The sequence below is a fragment of the Nocardia glycosmidis genome (assembly GCF_052545115.1).
In genome coordinates this window covers 153,556-174,839 of sequence record NZ_JBQWRH010000016.1, presented here as the reverse complement: position 1 = coordinate 174,839, position 21,284 = coordinate 153,556, and the positions used below count along the sequence as shown (strand labels likewise).

The following is a 21,284-nucleotide window of genomic DNA, read 5'->3' as shown; positions in this document are numbered from 1 at the left end:
GGCGGGCGGTGGGCGTCCGAGGCGCGGCTGTGCGGTAAGCAGGAGCCGAGGGCGATGATCGCGGCGACCAGCAGCAGGCATGCACCGAGCATGGCCGGCAGCGGTTCCACGGCCGATCACTGGGTGGCAGCCTGCTGGACACCGGAGGCGGCGGCTAGGCCGTGTCTCCCAAATTGCTGGTCCCGACACGAGCGTGGATGACGGCGCAGGCCAATAGGACGCCGCCGAGGTAGGTCAGCGCGTACTTCATACGCCACATATCTATCTTCACTGACCTTTAGACGTGCGCCAAGATGTCTTCGATGCGCCTGCTGTCCTTCATGGCTTTGCGAATTTTCAATGCCGCGCGCGGAAGTCCTACCGACACCACTCCCGTCACATATGCGCCTTTTCCGTAAACCGCCATTGCGGTGGTGTCGTCCAGCACCAAGTGGTGAACGTCGTCTTCGGGAGAGACGTTCCCCATGACTTGGATGGTGGATTCGTACTGATCCGACCACACATAGGGAACCGTCGCCGGCCGCGTTGTGTCGGCGTCCCGCGCATAGTTGCCACTGCCCAGTCTCAGGCCGACGTGTCGCGCCTGATCGACCGCTCGAGTCCAGTGCTGGCCTCGTGACACGCCATCTGCAGAGCTTCCCCACTGGGCGCAGTCACCGACCGCGAAGATGAACTCGTCTGGGGTCCCGACCACACGGCCGTCAGCATCGGTAAGAACACCCTGATCGGTCGGAATATTCGCCGACCCGATCCACTCCAGGTTGGGCTCCGATCCGACGCCTCCGATGGCAACATCGGCAACCAGTGTCCGTCCGTCGTCAAGGATGACTTCAAGGGGCATCGCGCCACATCGTTCCATGATCGTTCCGGTGCGTTGAGCATGTACTACCACGCCGTTTTTCTCATGCAGCTCTCGCAGCCAACGGGCGAGTGGTGGTCCGACAGATTTGGCGCACGGTCCGGGCCCGCGGCAGACCAGATGCACGGCGTGGTCACGGTACCGTGAAATCGCCGCTGCGGCCTCAGCCGCGATGAACCCCGAACCGACCACTACCACCGTGCTGGGTGCCGCAGAATTCAACCTGTCTCGCAGCTGTTCGGCGTCGGCCATGGTCCGGATGGTATGTACTCGAGGGTTGCCCGAGAGTGGTTTCGCTCGAGCGCCGGACGCGATCACAAGAGTGTCATATGTCAACTCGATGCCGCTGTTCAATGAAACAACATTACGACGTCGGTCCAGCTGGACTGCCGGGTCGAACTCGAAATAGCGCACGGCCAAAGCATCCAGCATTTCGTACGAAATCAGTTCAGCTTGCTTCGCGGTCCAGGTCCCTGAAATGATATTCTTGGACAGAGGCGGCAAGTCGTACGGCAGTCCTGGCTGATTACCGACCAGCGAGATAGGACCGGCCCATCCCGCACTTCGCGTTGCCTCGACAACACGGACACCAGCTATTCCAGCGCCCACAACAACGAGATGACCGTCCGGGTTCGGGAGTTCTTTACTCATCGCGCAACCGAAGCGCATGCACTGGGCATGATTTGACCGCACCGATGACTCCGGGCTGCGTGGCGTCAATCTCCCCGGAATCCAACAGGGTAACCAGTCCGTCGTTGTCTAGATCGAATACGTCTGGTGCCTCCATAATGCAATTGCCGTACCCCTGACATTTGTCACGGTCTATCGAAACGTGTACCACTATGTGTTCCTTCGCAGTCGGGTCACTGGTCGAGGTTACGCGTGACCAAACTTCGCAGTTCTTCCGCGTCCATACTTGAAATAGCTTGTAAAACGACCGGATCTACGTAGCTCGTCGTACCGCGCGACGGGGACGTAATCGAGAGGCGCTCACCGTTTCCATAACGGATGATATCCAACTCAACGAACGCGAACTCGTTGGACAAGATCGCCGGCAGGGCATTACTCACTTGCCGCGCTGCGTGTTCCTTGGATGATCCCGGCTCCAGATGTTCGTCCTGGTCGTCGTGTTTCAAAGGAAGACTCCCAGGTTCGCCGTCGGTATCACCGTGTGCTCGAGAAGTACCGTGCGTCCCCCGAGAAGAATACGACCGTTTTCCACGTGCAGCAGATCCTGTCGTTGACCGGCGAGGAGATCTGAATCGAGACTGCCTCGCCCCCGAAAGAGGAGGAATGAACTGGCTACCAAGTAGTCGGTTGACGATCGTTGTTCCAGAACCTCCACACCCGAAATCACTCGACGCAGGCGGGAAGGAGGTTCTTCTGCCCATGCATGTTCTGTATCGAGGCGCTCAATGCGCAGTCGTATGGATTCCAGCGTCTCGAGCATGTGATAACCGTGCTCTGAGAACTCACCCAACCGAGATCGACGCTCCCGCGAAATACGCACCGGGATGTGATAGTAGAAGTCGGCCGAAAGAAGGTCGAACCACTCCCACAACCGCTTAGGGCTGTCCAACAACGTCGACTCGTGATCTAGGAATGCTCGGGCCGCCGAGAGAAACGTCAGCTTTTCGTCATCGAGTTCGTATCCGCGCGTTGGCGTTACTTTACGGATGTCGTGACCGCCCTCGGCCGGCTGAAGATTCTCGGTGTTGCTGGGTACTGACGTGCTGGTCACTCAAGCCTCCTCGACCATCATCTTCCGCCACTGCTTGAAGAAGCTCCTTTGATTCTCTTCGCTGTAGCTCTTGTGTCTCCCCAAGACCGGTCCCGGGAGGTCGTCGGCAGGTCCACCGGCAGACATGCCTTCCAAGCCGAGTTGGTAGTTGTACTCCATACCATTCATATCCGCCATCACGCTTGTTGCCGCAGCAGCCGCTCCTTCCCAGACCGCCATGTCGTCCTGTTCAAGCAGCCCCGCAGGCCCCATCATTTGCATCCCGGTCGCGTAGGCCGCCGCATAGTGTTCACTTGGCTCTGCCTTGTAGACACACATCCAGTTCCACACCTCTGTTTGGCTGGGACTCACCGGTTGCCATGTCCGAACCATCAGGAAGTTCGGAACGTGTCCGGTGTCAGGATCGGGCGCACCCAAAAACCTGAGAACGCTGAAGTTCGGGAAGAAATTGAAGGTCAGGAGCAAATGTGTTTCATGGAACTTGAAGTGGTCATCGTCGAGGTCTGATTTGTCGAAGCTATCCCATACTTCTTGGGAAAACCCAAACGGTGTGAGACCAAGGCTCGGCGCGTAGTTCGCAGAAGCTGTGCATCCATGGCCATTTCCCGCATCGAATTGAGCGTTGCCTTCGTTCGCATCCCGAAAGTCGGGTAGGACACCGATTTCACTGACCGAACCATGCAGTGTCGCGACGTGGTAGTTGTCGCCACCGAAATTCTCTGATCCCGACTTCCAGTTGGTCCTGGTGATCCATCGATTCGGGTCCCCCAGTGCGTGAAGCCCGCGGGAATCGGCCCCCAAGAAACCTCTCAGATACCAGAGCGCGTCTCCAGCGTACTCCTCAAAGCTGGGACCATCGGGGTCCAAGCACGCGAAAATGAGGCCCCAGCGGACCTCAACTTTCGGAGCCTTTATGAGGCCCCAAGATGTCCGGTCCAGTTGCCGATAGGCCCGCGGTCGCTTTGGCGCGCCGGTCCACGACCCGTCGTTCCCATAGGTCCAGCCGTGGTAGGGACACATGAAGTTCGACGTGTTCCCGCTATCTTCTCGGCACACGACCGCTCCACGGTGGCGGCACTTGTTCAGGAGGACATGCACATTGTTGTCGTCGCCACGCGAAACAATTACTTCGTCTTCACCCATTCGGCGGAGAACGTAGTCGCCAACCTCTGACACCTCCTCTTCGAGACCAAGAAAAAGCCACGCGTGCCCGAAGATCTTTCGTAACTCTTCACGATAAATCTGCTCGTCACCGAATACGGCTACCGGAACGAGTCCGCGGTCCAGGCTTTGAGCGAGTCGGTCGACGCTTCGGGCAGAGGCTCCCGTTAGAATTTCTGTCATTTCTCTCCTACCCTCTGCGATAACAGCCGGGCCAGTGACCCGGCCTTATCACCTGGCCGAGTGTAACGGCTATCACGTGATCGGAAAAGAGCGACTTACGTTATGGGAGGTATCACGTAACGTTATGCGAGGTATCACGTAACGTGATGCGAGGTATCACGTAACGTTATGTATCGCGATAGCACATCGCTTTCTACAAGGCCCCCATCGGTGCCCCAGGGCTCGGGTGCACCCCCGGCTCCGGACCGACGAGTGAAAGCCGGCGGCTGTTGCCCTTCAGATCGGTCGATGCGGTGCAGCATCTCGTCGACGATCGGCTCGCTCAAGGACCGCTTCACGATCGATCTGGACGCGCGGACGGTGACCTGCCCGGCCGGGTCACCGCGACGATCGCCGCCCGCACCGGCCGCCACACCGGTGCCGCCTACTTCGGCGGCGCCTGCGCCGAGTGCCCGCTGCGCGCGCAGTGCACCTCGGCGGCCGGCGGGCGCGCGATCACCGTCGGCGCCCACGAGAAATACCTGGCCACCGCCCGCGAACGTCAGCACGATCCGGACTGGAAGGCCTCCTACCGCATGACCCGCCCAAGGTGGAACGCAAAATTGGGCACCTGATGCGCCGCCGCCACGGCGGACGCCGCGCCAGAGTCCGCGGTCAAGTCAAGATCGGCGCCGATTTCGGGTTGCTTGCCGCCGCGGTCAACCTCGCCCGCCTCGCGGTCCTCGGGATCGGCTACACCACCGGAGGCTGGACCGTGACCCCCGCCTGAGCGCTCCCGGCGCATCGCATCGACAGGCCAATCACCACAGGCACAACCCGAAACAACAGACACGAGTCATCCCGCCAGCCATTATCGACCGACCACACCCCAAATCCGGCGCCATCACGGCTCCAACAGGCCCGTTCGACACCAGTCATCTAGGTGCCGGCGGCAGCTCGCACCGTGCCCACCGGGGACGGCACGGACGAAGCGCGCGCGGTCGTAGCTCAGACCGTCGATGGGCAATGCTTCCATTCTTCACCTCCATGAGTAGGTGCACCCGGCACCGTGTAGGCGCCACCGCAACCGCGCTCGACACGGATGGATCGGGCCGTGTCGGGACCGTGCGCCGGGTTCCGGGCAAGAGGCGCCCTCCACAGGGTCTGGGCGTGACCCCCGATGCCGGGTGCAGATTCAACAGTGCGCGTGGCGGTTCGGTGGATAACAGTCCCTAATGTAGTAATTGCGAGTACTTTCCGTTCGTATCGTCCTGGAGCACGGAAGTGAGACCTATGGTGGAGGTCGACTGGACGGGCGAAGCCGTACTCGCGCTCCGCACGGCGATGAAGCGAAGCCGTTACGAATTCGCGCGTCTGGTGGGCGTCACCCCGCGCACTGTGGCCCTGTGGGAGAACGGTCGGACAACCCGGATGCAGGCCGCTAGCCAGCGACTGCTCGATAGGGTTCTGTTGCAAGCCGATTCAGCAGCTGTCACGCGATTCGAGCGGGCGATAACAGCGCTCCGGGAGTCGGAATCCATCGGCGAAAGCGCCGATCCGGCACCCGAAGGATTTACCAAGCTCGGTAGGGTAATCGGGCTCGACAAGGAAGTCGAGGAAGCGGACGTGAGAAGGCGAGAACTGCTGGCCTGCATCGGCGCGGGCCTGGCAGGCCAGGCGGCGGACCTGGTGGCAAGCGAACCGGAGCGGATGCTCGCAACCCTCGACGCCGGGTCGATCGGCGAGCGGCGACTGGTGTTTCTGGAGCAGTCTGCCGAGGTACTGGGCACCCGGGTGGTGCAGGTGCCGCCGCACGACCTGCTGCATGCCAGCGTGGAGCAATTCCGGATAGTCCGCGGCTGTCTCGGCGCACGGCAACCCACCCATCAGCAGGTCCGGCTGGTGCGCACTGCGGGCAGGCTCGCGAACGTGGTCGGCGAAATCCTGTTCAACGACGGCCATCTCGGCCAAGCCCGCATGTGGTACACCACCGCGATCCACGCCGCGCAGGACATCGGTGACCGATATTCGGAAGATATCGCCCTGGCCGGTCTAGCGTATTTGCCGACCTATAGCGATAAACCGAAGGAAGTTTTGCAGCTGCTCGACGGTCGTTTGCAAGAAAATCCGTCGCACAGCGCGGCCGCCGCATGGTTGTGGGGAATGGCCGCACGCGCACATGCCGGCCTCGGCCACGCCGATGAATTCGCGCGCTGTATCGCTCGATCGGCAGCGGCATTGGATGACGTGGGACCGGAAGACCTTTCGGTTGGTATCTTCTCTTTCCGACCGGAGAAACTCGCCTTTTATCAGGCGATCGGATATTCCCGCCTCGGCCGGGCCGAGGAAACCGCCGCGGCGGCGGCGCGCGCGATGGCGCTGTACGACCCGTCGGAGACGATGGAACCCGCCCTGGTCCGCTTCGAGCACGCTACCGCGCTGCTGGCCTCCGGCGAGGTCGATGAAGCCTGCGCGGTGGCGAGCGGCGCGATCACCGATCCACGCACCTACGTCGGGCTCACCGTCACCCAGCGCGCCGAGCAGTTCGACTCGGCGCTGGGCGGCCTGCACACGCGAGCCGTCGCGCAGTGGCGGCAACAGGCTCGCGCGGTGCTCGGCGCTCGCGCCGACGCGTGAAACCCCGTCGGAGACCGGGCGGGGCGCGCCGGTCGGCACGGCGGAGGTCGGACCAGCGCGCCCCGCGTATTCAGTTGGTCAGTTCGCCTCGTTGGAAGCGGCCTCGATGAGCGACTTGGGACGCATGTCCAGCCAGTGGTTCTCCACGTACTGCAGACAGGACTTGCGGTTGGCGGCGCCGAAGGTGATGGTCCAGCCCTTGGGAACGACGGCGAAGACCGGCCACAGCGAGTGTTGCCCCTCCTCGTTGATCAAGACGTAGAACCTGGCGTCATCGTCGTCGAACGGATTGTTCATTCGTTTTCCTTCTTCCTGCTCGGGTCAGGGCTCGAGGCAGCCATGCGGGCGATGTCGCCGGCCGACCGGGCGACCGCGGTAGGTGCCTGGTGGGCCGGCACTCGAACCGTTCGGTTCGCGATGTCGGGACATGCGCCCGAACTGCGGCGCATCCCGCACGGTGGTGAGCACGACCGCCGGTTCGGCCACCGAGAAACGAGCGCGGTGCGCAGCCGCGACAGGCTGACCGGCCCGAGGGCGAGATGCGGGATGAGCGCGCACGGAAAGCCGACCGGTCGATGCGCGCGGCATCTGTCGGTGGCCGTACGGACACGATGCGTGGGTAGCGGGAATCCGCTCGAATTCCCGCCGGTGCCGAACCTTCCCCGAGTCCGGCACCGGCGGGATTTTCGGTGACCGTGAGCTGGAGATCCAGCGCGGTCACTCCGGTGTCCAGGGTACTGGTGGACACCGACAGTTCGGACAGTTCGACCGCGATCGCCTCGGCGGGCCGCCGTCGATCCCGCTCGCGGGATGACGCGCTGGGCGAGCTGTACCCCCGACAGATACAGCTCGCCTGCCGCCACCGATACCGGCCGCAACCGGGAACCGCGCGCGTAGTGCCGAGTTTCGACCGCCGGCGCGCCGATCGGCACCGAGAGACTATCGGTGCCGATCGACTCTCGCAGCTTCTGGGCGGGCGCGACATACGATGCCGCCCCCGGAGCGAGCACCGGCGTGTTCCGGCGCGCGACCGGCCGGCCGACAAGCTCCGTACCCCGCACCCGAGCCTCCTCCTCGGCCGAACATCAGCCGTCCGAATGCTTTTGGGCAGCATGGACAAGCCGCCGCGCCCGGCTGCCCACCGGGACGCATGGCGTTTTCACCACGTGCGATTCGACGAAAACGCCAGCGGCCAGACCGCATGCGCACGGAGTCGCGACAGATTGTGTGCAGAGATCGGCAACCGGTGGTCACCGTCATGGCGTGAGGTCGCGCCCCCGGACGGACTGGCCTAGCGTGTGATCATTCCTCCAACGTATGGCCGTGGGCACCACGGCTCTATCAGCTATCGCACACGGATGATCCCGCAGAGCGAACTGTAAGCGGTCCGCACATAAAAAGGAACCACTTCCTCTAAAAAATTGGGCCCGGCATCCATCTTGCCGGTCATTCCGTCTCGTGCCACCCGAATCCCGCGAGCGGCGACGGCCGACGGAATTATCCGCCAGATCCCATTCCGGCGCAGGCGATGCCGATCGGAGACCATGCCGATGGAGACCAACCGATCCCGACTTACGAGGCGAGGTGCGCGGCCGCCTTCTCCGCCAGCATCACCACGGTGGCCTGCGGTCCGCGCCCCAGCGGCACCGGCACGACGGAAAGATCCACAATGGACAATCCGGTCACGCCGCGCACCCGGCACGTCTCGTCCACCACGGCTGCCGCGTCGTCCGCGCGGCCCATCGGACAGGTTCCGGAAAGATGCTGCGAGGTGGCCAGATTCGCGCGTAACCAGGGATCGAGATGCGACCGCATCGGAATGGCATCGACGGGACGCGCGCCCATCCGGCGCAGCACGTCGGCGGCGGTCGACACCGCGTCGCGCAGGCGGACGCGATCTTCTTCGTCGGTGAGGTAGCGGTAGTCGATCAGCGGCGCGGCACCGGGCATGGCCGAGCGCAGGCGCAGGACACCGCACGAGCGCGGGCGCATCAGCGCGACGCCGAGCCGGCGCACGCCCGGCGTGAACGACACAGCGTACGGCCGGATCTCGATATCATCGATACCCAGCACGGATTCCAGGGGAACGCTCGGCCGACCTTCCAAGTCGATTTGGTAGGAGATGCCGATCTCCGGATGGTCGGTGAACCCGGCGCCGACCCGCGCGGGATGCACCACCGGAATGCCCAGTGCGCGAAGCTGTTCCGGGTCGCCGATACCGGAACGCAACAGCAGGACGGCCGACTCGATCGCACCGGCGGTGAGTATCACGCGATCGGCCCACTCGGTATCGGCCCGGCCGTCGCGGACACAGTCCACTCCGATCGCCCGCGACCCGTCGAAGCGGACGCGGGTGGCGTATGCGCGGGGGGCGACGCTCAGATTCGGGCGCGACAGCACGGGCAACAGGTAGCCGAGCGCCGTGCCGGTCCGCCTGCCCTGCTCACAATTGCACGGCACCACGCCGACGCCGTCACCACAGTCCGGCGCGTTGAGATCGGGCACCGCGGCGAAACCGGCGTCCAGGCACGCCACGGTGAACGCCGCGCTGATCGGGGCCGGCTGCTTGGTACGGTGCACCGGAACCGGCCCGCGGTCGCCGTGCCACGGGCGATCAGCGAAATCCAGGTCGCGCTCGGTGCGGCGGAACATCGGCAGCACAGCGTCGAACGACCAGGTCGCCGAGCCACCGAGCACCCGGTCCCAGGCGTCGAAATCCGCCGTCGCGGCCCGGACGAAATAGCCGCCGTTGATCGCGCTCGATCCGCCGATCACCTTGCCACGCACGATGGTCGCGGGCACCGGCGGATCGTCGGCGAGGACGACTTCGTAGTGCCACAACCACTCCGCCCCCGGGCTCAGTGGCATAGCGGTCGCGTCGAGCAATTCGGCAGGGATCGCGGCTGAGTCGTTCCACAGCTGCCCGGCCTCGAGTAGCCGCACGGTATGCGCCGGGTCCTCGCTCAACCGCTCCGCCAGAACACACCCGGCGGTACCGCCCCCGACAATGAGTGTGTCGACCATAATCCTCCGCCTCCCCGGGTCTCGAGGCCGTACCAATCGGTCACTCGGGTTCTGGGTGTTCCCGGTGAGTTACCCAGGTGCCGACGAATCAATAATCGCGGGTTCGATCAGCGGGGCGTCGTAGGTTTCAGCGCTTCTACACTGCGGGCACGGAAAGCACCCAGCCACAGGCCGGTGCCGTAGGCGATGTCATCGATCCGCTTGTAGGCCACGTATCGCACCGGATCGAGTCCGCCCGCGTCGCGGTGGGTGAACCAATCGGCCAGCCCGTCGGCGAGGGCCATCGTGACGGCGATCCGCCGAATCCGCCGCGAGAGCAGCATCGCCAGCAGTGTGATCGGCCAGTAGTGCCTGCACATGGCCGAGGCGAGCCGCCAGAGTCCGGCGAAGAAGCCACGAGCGAGGTAGATCGCGGCGATCCGGGTGGGGTTGTCCAGTTCGGCGAAAACCCGGCGCAGGCGGGCCAGCGCGGTGATCAGGGTGATGATTGCGCCGAGTGATCCCCACCTGGTCAGCGTGGCGAACAGGAACGCGGCCAGCACCGTCCAGGACGGCACCGCCAGCGGCGCGACCATCCCCGCGTGGCGCTCGGCCAGCGGTGCGGCGCCCGTGCCGTAGAACAGCTTCCGGCCGAACCACGCGCGAAAGCAGACCCGGTGATCGTGCGCCACATGTGCCGCGGGCTCGTAGCGAAGTCGCCAGCCCGCCCGTTCCAGCCGCCAACACAGGTCGACATCCTCCGCGACGTGCATCGACTCATCGAAGCCACCCTGCGCCAGCAGCGCCCGGCGACGCACCAGCAGCGCCGCGCTCGGTACGTAGGACACCAGCCCGCGCGAGTGCACCGCCGCCTCGCGTCTGCCGAGATCGAGCGAGGAGCGGGTGTGCTCGTACCGCGCCAGCGCGTTGGACTCCGGGTCGAGCGCGACTATCCGCGGTGCGACCAGCGCCACCCCCGGGTCGCTGAAGTGGCCGAGCATCACCTCCAGCCAGCCGCTGCGCGGCACCACGTCGGAGTCCAGGAACGCGACGAAGTCGGTTGTCGCCGCGCGCAAACCGGCATTGCGCGCGGCCGCCGGGCCCTGCTTGCGGTCGTGCCGCAGTACCGTCACCCGGCAGCGGGTGCCGCGGTTGCGCGGAATGCGCACCGGCTGGTCCGAACCATCGTCCACCACGATGACGTTGTGTCCGCGCAGCGCGGCGAGCAGCCGCGCGAGGCCCTCGGCGTTGTTGTGCAGCGGCACGATGACGGTGACATCGTCCGGCGAAGGCAGCAGTCGGGGCCGCGGATTGGCGACGCCGGAATCGAGCAGCCGTCTGGCGACGACGGCGGACTTCGGGTCGGTCACCTCGAGGTACCCATCGCCGATCATCTCGGCGGCCTCCGGGGCCAGCCGCAGCAACCGAGCCGGTGAACCGCCGATCAGAACCCGCCCGCCGGAGTATGCGCGTACCCGAGGATCGATCCGCACCCCGAATCCATCGGGCAGGCGATCATGGCGCATTCCTGGCATGCTATGCGGAGATTCACGCGCGGACATCATCAGTCCGGAAAAATCGGCAGAATTCCGGGCCCAACCGTCCCGCCGCGGAGGGCATCGCGCACCGCGCGCGATGCCGACGAGTCTCCTGCGCGCGTTCTCCAGCATCCGGCAACATAATGGCTATCGCCCGGTCGCAGACTGCGTGACAGCGGCAAACGCACTTTCAGCATACTTTCAGCAACCTCATGGCATCAGGCCAGTGGACTCTCGTCGCACGCTCGCGCGGGTCGGCGTTCCGGCGCGTAGGCGGCCGGGCGCGTCGCACTCAGGGTCAGCGGGATCGGTCCGGTCCCGCGCCCCTCCGCACGCGGTACCGCCCGGCGAGAATGGTCGACCGACGAGCGTGGGATCATTCGTGCGGTGTCGGCAAGCGCCGCCTCGCCATACCCCTGGACACACTCCGGGTCCGGTCCGTCCGCGGGGAGCCCGGTGAAGAACTTGGCCGCCATACAGCCGCCCCGGCAGGCGTCGTAGTGACCGCACGAGGCGCACGCGCCGCCGCCGCTCGGTTCGCGCAACTCGGCGAACAACTCCGAGGACCTCCATACGGCGCCGAAACCCCCGTCGGTCACCACATTCCCCGCGTGGAACCGGTCGTGGATGGCGAATGGACAGGCGTAGACGTCGCCGACCGGGTCGACCAGGCAGACCACGCGGCCCGCGCCGCACATGTTCAGTCCCGGCAGCGCCTGACCGAACGCGGACAGATGGAAGAACGAGTCGCCGGTGAGCACGCCCTCTCCGTTGCGCAGCAGCCAGTCGTAGAGCACGCGCTGCTGGTCGGGCGTGGGGTGCAAGTCGTCCCACACGTCCGCGCCCCGCCCGGACGGCCGCAGCCTGGTCAGACGTAGCGTGGCGCCGTACCGGTCGGCGATCGCCCGGAACTGATCGAGCTGGCCGATATTGTGCCTGGTCGCCACGACCGACAGTTTCGCGTCCCGAAAGCCAGCCGCCGCAAGGTTTTCCAGCGCGCGGATGGCCGTGTCGTAAGAGCCGGGCCCACGCACGGCGTCGTTGACCGCCGCGTCCGCGCCGTCCAGCGAAACCTGCACGTCGACGTAATCGCTTGCCGCGAGCCGGGCCGCGATCTCCGGCGTGATCCGAACCCCGTTGGTGGAGAATTTCACACCCACGTGATGCGCGGTCGCGTAGTCGACCAGCTCCCAGAAATCCGGGCGCACCGTGGGCTCGCCGCCGCCGATGTTCACATAGAACACCTGCATGCGCTCGAACTCGTCGATCAGCGCCTTGCACTGCTCGGTGCTCAGCTCGCGCGGGTCCCTACGGCCCGAGGAGGACAGGCAGTGTACGCAGGACAGATTGCAGGCGTAGGTGAGTTCCCAAGTCAGGCAGATCGGCGCCGCGAGGCCGGATTCGAAGCGGTCTACCAGGCGTACCGCCCGGTCCGCCGGCGGGACCACCCGCGCCGCCGCAGCCGCACCGACGACCGCGTCCGGCTGCCGCTCGACCCCGCTCGGCGCGACTGATGTGCCGTGTCCTCGATGCACTGGTCGACGCTCCGCGGCGGGCGGCGCTCCGCAGGTCCGCGCACCGACGATCATGTCCGAATCGGCCAGTTGGGTGAGCGCTTCGACGTACGGCGAGGCACTTTCCTCCGGTACACCCGCGGCGCGCAGGGCGGCACGAGCCGAGTCGTGTTCCGGCAGCGACCGCACTATCTCGACGATCCGCGGACTTTTCAGGAACGACAGTTTGCGCGTGCCGAAGTGGTAGAGCAACGCACCGAACGGTTCCTGGCGCAGCGCCACTCGCTGGTGCAGTTGCCAGCGGCTCTCGAGATCGAGCATTGTCGTCGGCCCGGTCAGTAGACGCCGCACATACCGTCGATGGACACCTCTTCGATGAGGCTTTCTTCGATCAGCGACGGTTCCTCGACAGAGCGCGCGGCGGCAGTCTCCAGCCGTCCAGTGTTGCCGTTGTCGGCGTGTCCGATGGATCCGTATTCCGGCATGCCTACCTCCGAGGGAGCGATCCGTATGCGAGGCGATCGGGGTGAGCCCGCGCCCACACAATAACGTCATCAGATGACAAAATGGAACCCCGGCAGCGGCTGGGCTGGAACATGTTTCACCCAGTCGTCCGGTCTCATCGAAGTTGCGGCAACCCACGGGCGCCCGCCTGCGGCGCATCGGCAGCACGAGCCGGCGAATGGCGGGTTCGCCTCGTTGAACAATGCCTCGACGCAACGAGACCGCCCCCGGGCTCAGCGAGACCGCCCCCGGGCTCAACAAGACCGGACACCATCCGCGAAGTCGCGGACGAAGCTCCACAACCCACCCGGACGACCGAACGATCCGGACATTCGCCGAGTCGAACGCGCGGCGACCGGGGCCGAAACCCGCGATCTAGACTGCGAATGACAGGCAGGGAACAGAATGCGACGGGCATCGTATGCCCGATAGCGGTCGAGGTGGAATGGGAGTCGGACGAATGCAGGCGAACGGGGGCGGCAGCACACCGCGGTATGAGCGTCCGGGCCGGAGGCAGCAGCTTGCGTAGCCACGGAGAGTCCGGGACCGCCACGAATCAAGCACTGTCGGAGTCCGAAATCGTCGAGGCCGCCCTGCAGGTGGTCCGCCAGGACGGCGTGGCGAAACTGTCGATGCGGCGACTTTCCCGCGAACTCGGCGTCTCCCCGATGGCGCCGTATTACTACGTCGCCGACAAGCGCGAGCTGCTCGACCTGGTCGCCAGCGCGGCACTCACCGGAGTACGCACGCCACCACCCGAATCCGGGCCGTGGCAGCACCGGCTGCGCGACCTCGTCGACCAGATCGACGAAAAGCTGCGCAAATATCCCGGCCTGGGCGACATTCTGATCGAGCAGATGCTCGGCAAACAGCTGGACCTGATCGCCGCGGTCATGGATATCCTGGCCGAAGCGGGCTTCGCCGACCGCAACGTGCTCGCCGCTTACGCGACCATCCACACATACCTCTTCGGCCGTCGCCGCGTGAACCCGCGCGACCGGACCGCACCGACCGACGTCACCCTGCCACCCATCGTCGAGCGGGCCAACCGGTACCTCGGCGATCTGCGCGGGGCGTACTCGTACGACTTCGGCATGGACGTACTGATCGCCGGCCTGGAAGCCCAGCTTGTCCGGCAGGCGACGACCGACCTACGATGAAACTGAAACACGTTCTAGATTTGGTTCGAGAGGGCGACATGACCACTGTCGAGGTTCCGCACGGCTCGCGCTCGGTCGTGCTGCGGGTGTCCGCGGTGATCGCCGAAACGCCGGACACCTGCTCGCTGGTCTTCGACGTCCCGCACGAACTGGCCGAGAAGTTGCGCTACCAGCCGGGCCAGTTCCTCACACTGCGCATCCCCAGCGACCGAACCGGCTCGGTAGCCCGATGCTATTCGCTGGCCAGTTCGCCCTACACCGACGATCGCCCGAAGGTCACCATCAAGCGGACCGACGGCGGCTACGGGTCGAACTGGGTGTGCGACAACGTGCGGGCGGGCGACCAGATCGAAGTGCTGCCACCTTCGGGTGTCTTCACGCCCGACAATCTGGACGACGATCTGCTGCTGTTCGGCGCGGGCAGCGGCATCACACCGGTGATGTCCATCCTGAAATCGGCACTGGCGCGCGGCAGCGGCCGCATCGTGCTCGTCTACGCCAACCGCGACCACGAATCGGTGATCTTCGCCGGCGAGCTGCGCGAGCTGGCCGACAAGCACCCGCAGCGGCTCACCGTGATCCACTGGCTGGAAAATCTGCAGGGATTGCCGACGGCCGACGCGCTGGCCACGCTCGTCGCGCCGTATCGGGGCTACGACGCGTTCCTGTGCGGGCCGAAGCCGTTCATGGACCGGGTGCACGACGCGCTCGCGCAACTCGGCGTGCCGCGCTCGCGCACGCACGCGGAAGTGTTCAACTCGCTTGCCGGAGACCCGTTCGCCGACCAGGCGCCGGTCGAGGTGTCCGACGCGGAGGCTGCCGACGCGGCGACCGTCGAGGTGGAACTCGACGGCACGGTGCACGAGCTGACCTGGCCGCGCAAACAGACGCTGGTGGACATCATGCTGGCCAAAGGTTTGGACGTGCCCTATTCCTGTCAGGAAGGCGAATGCGGGTCCTGCGCGTGCACGGTGCTGGAGGGCAAGGTCGAGATGGACAATGCCGAAATCCTCGATCCGGAAGACATCGAGAACGGCTACATCCTCGGCTGCCAGGCACATCCGGTGACCGATCACCTGAAGATCCAGTTCTGAGCCGGCCCGGCTCTGGTACGCGTTCGCCATCGGCCAGCCGTTCGCGGCCGGCTATCGAGCGCGGTAATCGGCGCCGCTGGTTATCGAGCGCGGTAATCGGCGCGGAGTTCGGGCGGTAAATGCTCGGTCGCGTAGCTCAACGCGGTACGCCCTAGGCCCATCGCGTGCCGGTCGAGGAAGCCGATCAGCAGCGCTCGGTCGATGCGCTTACCGATTTCACGCAGCATCCAGCCGAGCGCCTTCTGGATCAGATCGCGCCGGTCATCGAGCAGGAATTCGCTCACCGCGAAGGTGGTCGAGGCATCGCCCGCCTTGATGAACGCGAATGTGGACAGCAGAGCTACCCGCCGCTCCCACAGCGAATCAGCCTGTGCCAGTTCGAACAGCAGGTCGCGGGGTTTGTCGAGCAGCCACGGGCCGACGATGTTCTCGGCCGACACGTCGACCAGATCCCAGTTGTTCACCCGGCCACGGCGAACGGCCGCCAAGTACAGCTCCACCACTGCCACGCGGGCGACGTCGTCGAAGGTGCGCGGCTTGGACGCTGCGGCGAATCGCGCGTTCAGGATGACCAGCCCGGCGAAGCGATCTTCGTGCACCGCACTGTCGAGCAGCCGGTCGATCTCGTCGAGCGCAAGCCCCGCGAACCGTTTCGCGACACCTCGGTTCGCGGGCACCCGGACGCCGATGAACACATCGCCCTCGCCGTACTCCCCCGGCCCGGTCTTGAAGAATCGCTGCGAGTGCACCGCGTCGGCTGGGTTCGCGATCGCCCGCAGAGCCGCCTGCACATCCGCCGCGCTCATCGCTATCTCGGTCATCGAACAGTCCTTCGTTTCATCCTGCCGCAACCGGCTCCGCTCGCAGCCCGGCCACGCGACCGGCGAACCGTCATTCGGTTTTGCCCGCGCCAGGTGAACGGCTGTGCGTCCGGAGAACCGCTCAGCCCAGCGCACCCAGCAGGCGGCCCGACTCGAAGGCCGCCGCGCTGGCGGGCAGCGCGCCCGGTCTGCCGCTGGTCAGTACCCGGACCTCGCCGTTCCCGGTGCTCGGGCGACCAAGGGCCTCGATGCGCCGAACGGCCTGCGCGGCCACGGCCTGCGCGCTGTCGAACAGGCGCACGCTGTCCGGGAGCGCTGCCACGATCGCGTCGGTCACCAGTGGATAGTGCGTGCAGCCGAGCACCACGCCCTCGACACCCGCCGGCGTCTGCCCGGCGGCGCGCGCGATCGCCTCGTGGGCTGCCGCCAAATCGCCGCGATCGATCGCGTCTGCCAATCCATGGCACGCGACGCCGACCACCTCGGCATCGCCGCCGAACTTCGCGATCAGATCGGCCTGATACCGGCTCGCCGTGGTCGCGGCGGTCGCCCAGACCGCTACCGAGCCGCACACCGCGGCCGCGGGCTTGATCGCGGGCACGGTGCCGATCACCGGGACGTCCGGGCCAACTTCCACGCGGACGTGCTCCAGCGCCGTGACACTGGCGGTGTTACACGGTAGGACGATCACCTCGGCGCCCGATCGCAGGGCGGTCCGGGCCGCGTCCACCACCCGCTCGATCACCCACTCTTCCGGCTTCGGCCCCCACGGCGCGCCATCCGGGTCCAATTGCAGGAGCAGATCCACATCCGGCCGCAACTTACGCAACCAAGCGGAGGTGGGCAGCAATCCCAGACCCGAGTCGATGAGCGCGACGATCATCGGACCACCGTATTACAGTCGCGCTCCGGGTCCCCCGCCTCACTCCTGCGCCCCTCCGCGTCTTCAGGCCGTACCAGTTAGGTGGCGCGGGATTCGCATGCAGGTCCTATCAGCTCGAGGCGTCTGTCCTGCGTGCCCGCCGAGTACATTCTCGCTCTCATCCGGACAACGAATCCCATCGAGTTGGCCTGCACGATCAGCGGGTGCAACCCCTCGGCGATCTCGCTGTCGAGATATCCGACGTGGTCACCACCCAAGACCAGGGCCAGCAGTCTCGGCGCGTACACGGTGAGGGGCTCGGGAATGGCTTCGATGCCGAAGACGACTCCGTCGGGCATCTCGTCGAGCACCCCACGGTCACCGACTCCTACCACTTACCTACGACGGCTCCAGCCCGCCGCAACGCGGCACCGAATCCTCCTCGGATAAGCCGGTAGTCCCTACCACCGAAAATGTGACAGAGCCGAAGAAATTACAGTCCCTTTCGAGGACGGGGGAGGATCTCACCGCGCAGTTGGTCTCTGTCACAACATGTTCGGCGAGGCAATCGCCGAGAAGCGAATATTTGTACCGGATTCCGATTCAAATCCAGCAGCCAAATAGCAGCGGCAAAGCTCGGCAGGGCTGGGGTAACGTAGGTGCTTCCCAGGCACACGCTGGAAAGTAGGGGCGGCGGTGATACGAGGGCGGGAATGGACCGGCTTCGAGGCGGTTGCGCTTCAGGAGGCGATGCGCAGGTCGATACGAGAGTTCGCCGATCTGCTGGGTGTCGAGACGACAACGATCAACAACTGGCGTTCGCGGCTGAGCTCTGTGACACTCCGGCCTGCAACACAAGCGATCCTGGATACCACCTACGCACAACGTGCTACCCCCGACGACAGAGCGCGGTTCGAACACATCGTTGCAGAAGGCGAGGCCGCATGGAGAAGCCGCCGTTCCGCGACCTCGCGCGGGTCCCCCAAACCATCGGGTACGGCCCTCACCGCCACGCCAATATGCAGCTATCTGCCAGTGGCGAGCGATCGGGGAACGGTCGATGTGTTGGAGGGCAGCACGGCCTCGTCGCTGATGCGATCGCGAGCAGCGTCGGAAGGTTCGCTCGGTAGCTATGCCGCCGTCACCGATCTACTGGCAGGCCAGCGCCAAAGAATCGCACCCGATGCGCTGATCGGCCCGATAGAAGCCCATCGAGACGCTGTCGCCTCGTTGTTCCGGTCTGCGACCAACGATCGCATCAAGCAGCGGGCCGGGGCACTGCTGGGCGAGACATCCGTCGTAGCGAGCAGGGTGTGGAGTGCCATCGGTGACCGGCCGATGGCACTAACACATTGCGCGTTCGCCCGAAAGCTCGCCGACCAACTCCAGGACAAGACGATGGGCGGGATCGCGCGCATCTTCGAGAGCAACCTTCGGTCGGATGCTGCAACGTTGATCAGTTCGGATGGTGACGTCGTCATCGGTCTCCGGATACTCAAGGAGGCGGCCGGCCTCTCCGCCTTCCTGCCGCCTGCCGCGCGAGCACGGATCGGCGCCGAACAAGCGCAAGCCTATGCAGTGCTCGACCTGCGGGACGAATGCGAGGAAGCACTGACTCGGGCACAACGCGCCGCCGAGGACATCGATGAGAACGACCGTTCCGGACTGTTCAGCGACTGGAACTCCACTCGCATCCAGGTCTATGTCGGCACGTGCCAACTTCTTCTCGGCGAGCCGAAGCGCGCAATTACTGCGCTGAATAAGGCATTGAGTTCGCCCGAGATGGACAGCCCCAACGTCGCCCTGGCCGCCCGCGTAGACCTCGCCAGCGCCTACTCGCTATCGGGCGAGCTCGAAGAAGGCTGCACCGTTCTCGGCCAGACCTACGAAGCGCTGGCGACCATGGGTAACCAGCGCGGAATCGAACGCGCACAACGAGCCATCGAGAGGATCGCCCCCTGGCAGAATGAACGGCCGGTCCTCGCCTTGATGGAGCGGGTACGCAGCATCACCGCCTAATGTTCGATCCGCACAGCTGCCTGGATAGCCTGCGCTGAACGGACGGCTTCCAACACCTTGTCCGAGTCGAGCTCGTTCACGATCGCATCTGGCGAGTGCCGTGACAGCTCTTCGGGAGTCAACCTGTGAGCGACGGCAACGACCGCGAATCCAGCGTGTCGAGCGGTAGCGATATCGTTCGGCGCATCGCCGATAATGACGGTTCGTGCAGGATCGATCGGGTGTCCGTACTTCGCCTGAAACCGGTCGGCGACGAACGCAGGCAGGTCGAATCGCTCCCGCGCGTCTGAGCCGAACGCGCCGACGTCGAGGTCCAGGTGTGACTCGAGGCCCGCAACCGCCAGCTTGAATTCAGCCGAGACCCGCAGGTTTCCGGTGAGTGCGGTCTGTACGTACCCATGCTCTGCCAAGGTGGCGATCGTGTGAGCCGCACCCGGATATGCAGGCTGGGCGCGGGCCAGTTCCGCCTCGCCCTCCACCATGACCTCCATCAGTACGTCGGCGTAGCGGCTGAAGCCTTCTTCGGCGGCTTCGCTGGTGACTCCAGAGGCGATGGCCGTATCAACCACGATGGACTCATCGGTGTAGCCGTGCACACGCGAAGCGGGGAAAACGACCGCAGACTCCTCGATGGCGTAAGTGCGAGCCACGGCTCGCTGTAGCCAACGCAAGTCCGCGGGGATCAGTGTGCCGTCGACATCCCAGACGATCAGTCCTGCCTGTACCTCAGCCATGCTCACCGATCCTTGCAGATAGTGCCAGGTGCCGCAGCGACAGCGGATTCTCGTAGGGACGGTCGAGCCGTGCGGCGTACTCGGCCGCATGTTCCAGGTGATCGCGGGGATCGCCGCCGGTGGCCGCTGTCGCCAACGATGCCTGCAAGTGCAGCATCCCGACCGTCTGAACATTCGCCTTTTGGAGCGCGGCGGCTTCGAAGCCGGTCCAATCCCGCCCTCATATCATGCGGCCCCTACTTCCAGCTCCTGAACTGGGAAATACCTACCTACGGTACGCCCACGCCAGGCCACCACCGCGCGGTTCCTTCCGATACCGCTGGCAGGCCACGATTTTCACCAGAAAGCCCGTTTCGGGGAAGCCGTGGCAAGTAGTGCCACCGGACGGCTTCTCCTCGTTTGTTGGAAGCGTTATCAGGGAGGCCCGCGCATGAGAGATCTCAACGAGCTGAACTCGCACCCGTCCGCGGCGAGGCATGACCAACCCGGCGACGGAAGCCCCTCGGTCAGTCCCCTCACCGATGTCGAGGTACCCCACACGTTCGACCATTCTCTGCCCGATCTCGTGAAGTCCCTCGAGGCGATGACGGAAGCTGGGTGGCTTCGAACAGCACCTGCCGAATCCGCCCCGATCGCCACCGGGCCCGGCATTGTCACCGGGTTTCCTGGGGAGCTCGGATGACGCAGACCAGCCCACCTGCCCAGACGTACTACGAAACCCCCCGGACACGCTGCGAGTTCTACCGCCGCATCTGCTCCCTGCCGACCGTGGTCGATCCGGCTACCGGACGGATCACGATGCAGGCCGGGCTGGTCGGGGCGGTGATGATGCCGACTGAGCTGGCAAGACGGGTGAAAACCAGCCTCGACATACGTGGAGTCGCGCCGTTGTCGATCATCGGTCACCCCCGCGCCGACATGTGGACCTTCCTGGTGCGAGCCGATATGCGACCCATCGGTGCCCCCGCTGTAATAGCGCAACTGTGGCGGGCGCGGGTGGTGGTGATCCGCGACGGCGATATCGCACTGCCGTCCCCGGTGTCGGACCCACTGATGGTGCGCACCTGGATATCCCCGGCGACTGGGGTGTTCCGCCCGTCCGGCGCGGTGGTGATCGAATGCGCGCGAGCCTGCCTATCGGGCCAGACCGGGCGATGAACAACTGCGGTAGGCGGTCACCGTGCCCGTACGAACCCGACGTGCGTCTCTCGGTCCTGATTTCCAGTGTGCGGATGGATTTCGCCGCATGCCTGACCGCCGCGCTGGTGTTCGTCTGCGACGTGGCCGACCGCCGCCCCGGAACCGTCGCCGTATACCCCGGCCACTGTGCCGGGCTGCCCCGCCTGCCCAACGAACGCCTCTACCTGGTGCCGTGACCCGCGCACCGTGCGCATTCCGACTGCCCGCGACGCACTCCGGCCTCTATACCCCGCGCCCTGGGATCTAAGCGCCTGCACCGCCATCGGACAACTACC

23 protein-coding genes and 1 pseudogene are annotated in these 21,284 nt (G+C 65.2%); 8 read left to right on the top strand and 16 right to left on the bottom strand.

From position 1 onward, the window contains the following. Positions 1–277: 277 nt before the first annotated feature. Genes ACT86A_RS20760 through ACT86A_RS20740 form a run of 5 tightly spaced genes read right to left on the bottom strand, consistent with a single transcriptional unit; the run spans position 278 to position 3,944 of the window. Complete coding sequence (locus tag ACT86A_RS20760) at positions 278–1,510, bottom strand: NAD(P)/FAD-dependent oxidoreductase (protein ID WP_445093826.1); 1,233 nt, start codon at positions 1,508–1,510, stop codon at positions 278–280. Beyond that, positions 1,503–1,700: a ferredoxin gene (locus tag ACT86A_RS20755; RefSeq protein WP_445093825.1), complete on the bottom strand. Its 198-nt coding sequence runs from the start codon at positions 1,698–1,700 to the stop codon at positions 1,503–1,505. The genes ACT86A_RS20760 and ACT86A_RS20755 overlap by 8 nt, the downstream gene beginning before the upstream one ends. A gap of 22 nt (positions 1,701–1,722) precedes the next feature. Continuing rightward, the gene (locus tag ACT86A_RS20750) at positions 1,723–1,995 is read right to left on the bottom strand and encodes a hypothetical protein (protein ID WP_445093824.1); all 273 of its coding nucleotides are present in this window, start codon (positions 1,993–1,995) and stop codon (positions 1,723–1,725) included. After that, complete coding sequence (locus ACT86A_RS20745; protein ID WP_445093823.1) at positions 1,992–2,600, bottom strand: aromatic-ring-hydroxylating dioxygenase subunit beta; 609 nt, start codon at positions 2,598–2,600, stop codon at positions 1,992–1,994. The genes ACT86A_RS20750 and ACT86A_RS20745 overlap by 4 nt, the downstream gene beginning before the upstream one ends. Further along, on the bottom strand, positions 2,601–3,944 hold the full coding sequence (locus ACT86A_RS20740) for an aromatic ring-hydroxylating oxygenase subunit alpha (RefSeq protein WP_445093822.1): 1,344 nt from the start codon (positions 3,942–3,944) through the stop codon (positions 2,601–2,603). 269 nt (positions 3,945–4,213) lie between these two features. On the opposite strand from ACT86A_RS20740, the gene ACT86A_RS27560 reads away from it, so the two are divergent. From ACT86A_RS27560 to ACT86A_RS20725, 3 genes are all read left to right on the top strand, one after another. Next, entirely contained in the window at positions 4,214–4,558 is a 345-nt protein-coding gene (locus ACT86A_RS27560) for a transposase (RefSeq protein WP_508104370.1), read from the top strand. Further along, positions 4,534–4,713, top strand: coding sequence for a transposase (locus ACT86A_RS27555; protein ID WP_508104369.1), 180 nt, complete (start codon positions 4,534–4,536; stop codon positions 4,711–4,713). The genes ACT86A_RS27560 and ACT86A_RS27555 overlap by 25 nt, the downstream gene beginning before the upstream one ends. Positions 4,714–5,216: 503 nt before the next feature. Continuing rightward, positions 5,217–6,560, top strand: coding sequence for a helix-turn-helix domain-containing protein (locus tag ACT86A_RS20725; RefSeq protein WP_508104368.1), 1,344 nt, complete (start codon positions 5,217–5,219; stop codon positions 6,558–6,560). Positions 6,561–6,638: 78 nt separating this feature from the next. Here ACT86A_RS20725 and ACT86A_RS20720 read toward each other — a convergent pair whose 3' ends face one another. The 6 genes and pseudogenes from ACT86A_RS20720 to mftA form a co-directional block, all read right to left on the bottom strand. After that, on the bottom strand, positions 6,639–6,857 hold the full coding sequence (locus ACT86A_RS20720) for an MbtH family protein (protein ID WP_445093821.1): 219 nt from the start codon (positions 6,855–6,857) through the stop codon (positions 6,639–6,641). A 1,275-nt stretch (positions 6,858–8,132) separates the two neighbouring features. After that, entirely contained in the window at positions 8,133–9,584 is a 1,452-nt protein-coding gene (gene mftG / locus ACT86A_RS20715; protein WP_445093820.1) for a mycofactocin dehydrogenase MftG, read from the bottom strand. A gap of 107 nt (positions 9,585–9,691) precedes the next feature. Then, on the bottom strand, positions 9,692–11,089 hold the full coding sequence (gene mftF, locus ACT86A_RS20710; RefSeq protein WP_445093819.1) for a mycofactocin biosynthesis glycosyltransferase MftF: 1,398 nt from the start codon (positions 11,087–11,089) through the stop codon (positions 9,692–9,694). Between the two features lie 230 nt (positions 11,090–11,319). Then, positions 11,320–12,549, bottom strand: coding sequence for a mycofactocin radical SAM maturase (gene mftC / locus ACT86A_RS20705; RefSeq protein WP_445093835.1), 1,230 nt, complete (start codon positions 12,547–12,549; stop codon positions 11,320–11,322). A 144-nt stretch (positions 12,550–12,693) separates the two neighbouring features. Beyond that, positions 12,694–12,936: pseudogene (gene mftB / locus ACT86A_RS20700) on the bottom strand (mycofactocin biosynthesis chaperone MftB); the annotation flags it as partial. A 14-nt stretch (positions 12,937–12,950) separates the two neighbouring features. Beyond that, complete coding sequence (gene mftA / locus ACT86A_RS20695) at positions 12,951–13,049, bottom strand: mycofactocin precursor MftA (RefSeq protein WP_445093834.1); 99 nt, start codon at positions 13,047–13,049, stop codon at positions 12,951–12,953. Positions 13,050–13,640: 591 nt separating this feature from the next. Here mftA and mftR2 point away from each other — a divergent pair. Beyond that, positions 13,641–14,279, top strand: coding sequence for a mycofactocin system transcriptional regulator MftR2 (mftR2, locus tag ACT86A_RS20690; protein WP_445093818.1), 639 nt, complete (start codon positions 13,641–13,643; stop codon positions 14,277–14,279). Between the two features lie 38 nt (positions 14,280–14,317). Then, complete coding sequence (locus ACT86A_RS20685; RefSeq protein WP_445093817.1) at positions 14,318–15,373, top strand: 2Fe-2S iron-sulfur cluster-binding protein; 1,056 nt, start codon at positions 14,318–14,320, stop codon at positions 15,371–15,373. 80 nt (positions 15,374–15,453) lie between these two features. Here ACT86A_RS20685 and ACT86A_RS20680 read toward each other — a convergent pair whose 3' ends face one another. From ACT86A_RS20680 to ACT86A_RS20670, 3 genes are all read right to left on the bottom strand, one after another. Then, positions 15,454–16,194 (bottom strand): DNA alkylation repair protein, encoded by a 741-nt coding sequence (locus ACT86A_RS20680; protein ID WP_445093816.1) that lies wholly within the window; start codon positions 16,192–16,194, stop codon positions 15,454–15,456. Positions 16,195–16,315: 121 nt separating this feature from the next. Beyond that, positions 16,316–17,077 carry a glutamate racemase gene (locus tag ACT86A_RS20675; protein ID WP_445093815.1) on the bottom strand — a complete coding sequence of 254 codons (762 nt, stop codon included), beginning with the start codon at positions 17,075–17,077 and terminating at the stop codon, positions 16,316–16,318. Positions 17,078–17,154: 77 nt separating this feature from the next. Beyond that, positions 17,155–17,415 carry a hypothetical protein gene (locus ACT86A_RS20670; protein WP_445093814.1) on the bottom strand — a complete coding sequence of 87 codons (261 nt, stop codon included), beginning with the start codon at positions 17,413–17,415 and terminating at the stop codon, positions 17,155–17,157. Positions 17,416–17,752: 337 nt separating this feature from the next. Here ACT86A_RS20670 and ACT86A_RS20665 point away from each other — a divergent pair, with 337 nt between their 5' ends. Further along, complete coding sequence (locus ACT86A_RS20665) at positions 17,753–19,075, top strand: NsdA family TPR-like regulatory protein (RefSeq protein ID WP_508104367.1); 1,323 nt, start codon at positions 17,753–17,755, stop codon at positions 19,073–19,075. Here the strand turns inward: ACT86A_RS20665 and ACT86A_RS20660 are convergent. Both ACT86A_RS20660 and ACT86A_RS20655 read right to left on the bottom strand, forming a co-directional pair. Then, positions 19,072–19,809, bottom strand: coding sequence for an HAD family hydrolase (locus ACT86A_RS20660; RefSeq protein WP_445093812.1), 738 nt, complete (start codon positions 19,807–19,809; stop codon positions 19,072–19,074). The genes ACT86A_RS20665 and ACT86A_RS20660 overlap by 4 nt on opposite strands. After that, a complete protein-coding gene (locus tag ACT86A_RS20655; protein WP_445093811.1) occupies positions 19,802–19,966 on the bottom strand; it encodes a hypothetical protein in 165 nt (54 codons plus the stop codon). The genes ACT86A_RS20660 and ACT86A_RS20655 overlap by 8 nt, the downstream gene beginning before the upstream one ends. A gap of 521 nt (positions 19,967–20,487) precedes the next feature. Here ACT86A_RS20655 and ACT86A_RS20650 point away from each other — a divergent pair. Both ACT86A_RS20650 and ACT86A_RS20645 read left to right on the top strand, forming a co-directional pair. Next, positions 20,488–20,967 (top strand): DNA-directed RNA polymerase subunit beta, encoded by a 480-nt coding sequence (locus ACT86A_RS20650; RefSeq protein WP_445093810.1) that lies wholly within the window; start codon positions 20,488–20,490, stop codon positions 20,965–20,967. Positions 20,968–21,008: 41 nt separating this feature from the next. Further along, positions 21,009–21,185: a hypothetical protein gene (locus ACT86A_RS20645; RefSeq protein ID WP_445093809.1), complete on the top strand. Its 177-nt coding sequence runs from the start codon at positions 21,009–21,011 to the stop codon at positions 21,183–21,185. Positions 21,186–21,284: the final 99 nt, after the last annotated feature.

Coding starts and splice junctions, on each gene's coding strand:
- ACT86A_RS20680 (WP_445093816.1), bottom strand. CDS start 16,194: ATGACCGAGATAGCGATGAGCGCGGCGGATGTGCAGGCGGCTCTGCGG.
- ACT86A_RS20675 (WP_445093815.1), bottom strand. CDS start 17,077: ATGATCGTCGCGCTCATCGACTCGGGTCTGGGATTGCTGCCCACCTCC.
- ACT86A_RS20670 (WP_445093814.1), bottom strand. CDS start 17,415: ATGCCCGACGGAGTCGTCTTCGGCATCGAAGCCATTCCCGAGCCCCTC.
- ACT86A_RS20685 (WP_445093817.1), top strand. CDS start 14,318: ATGACCACTGTCGAGGTTCCGCACGGCTCGCGCTCGGTCGTGCTGCGG.
- mftF (WP_445093819.1), bottom strand. CDS start 11,089: ATGCGCCATGATCGCCTGCCCGATGGATTCGGGGTGCGGATCGATCCT.
- mftG (WP_445093820.1), bottom strand. CDS start 9,584: ATGGTCGACACACTCATTGTCGGGGGCGGTACCGCCGGGTGTGTTCTG.
- ACT86A_RS20725 (WP_508104368.1), top strand. CDS start 5,217: ATGGTGGAGGTCGACTGGACGGGCGAAGCCGTACTCGCGCTCCGCACG.
- ACT86A_RS20660 (WP_445093812.1), bottom strand. CDS start 19,809: ATGGCTGAGGTACAGGCAGGACTGATCGTCTGGGATGTCGACGGCACA.
- ACT86A_RS20650 (WP_445093810.1), top strand. CDS start 20,488: ATGACGCAGACCAGCCCACCTGCCCAGACGTACTACGAAACCCCCCGG.
- ACT86A_RS20720 (WP_445093821.1), bottom strand. CDS start 6,857: ATGAACAATCCGTTCGACGACGATGACGCCAGGTTCTACGTCTTGATC.
- ACT86A_RS20655 (WP_445093811.1), bottom strand. CDS start 19,966: ATGCTGCACTTGCAGGCATCGTTGGCGACAGCGGCCACCGGCGGCGAT.
- ACT86A_RS20760 (WP_445093826.1), bottom strand. CDS start 1,510: ATGAGTAAAGAACTCCCGAACCCGGACGGTCATCTCGTTGTTGTGGGC.
- ACT86A_RS20740 (WP_445093822.1), bottom strand. CDS start 3,944: ATGACAGAAATTCTAACGGGAGCCTCTGCCCGAAGCGTCGACCGACTC.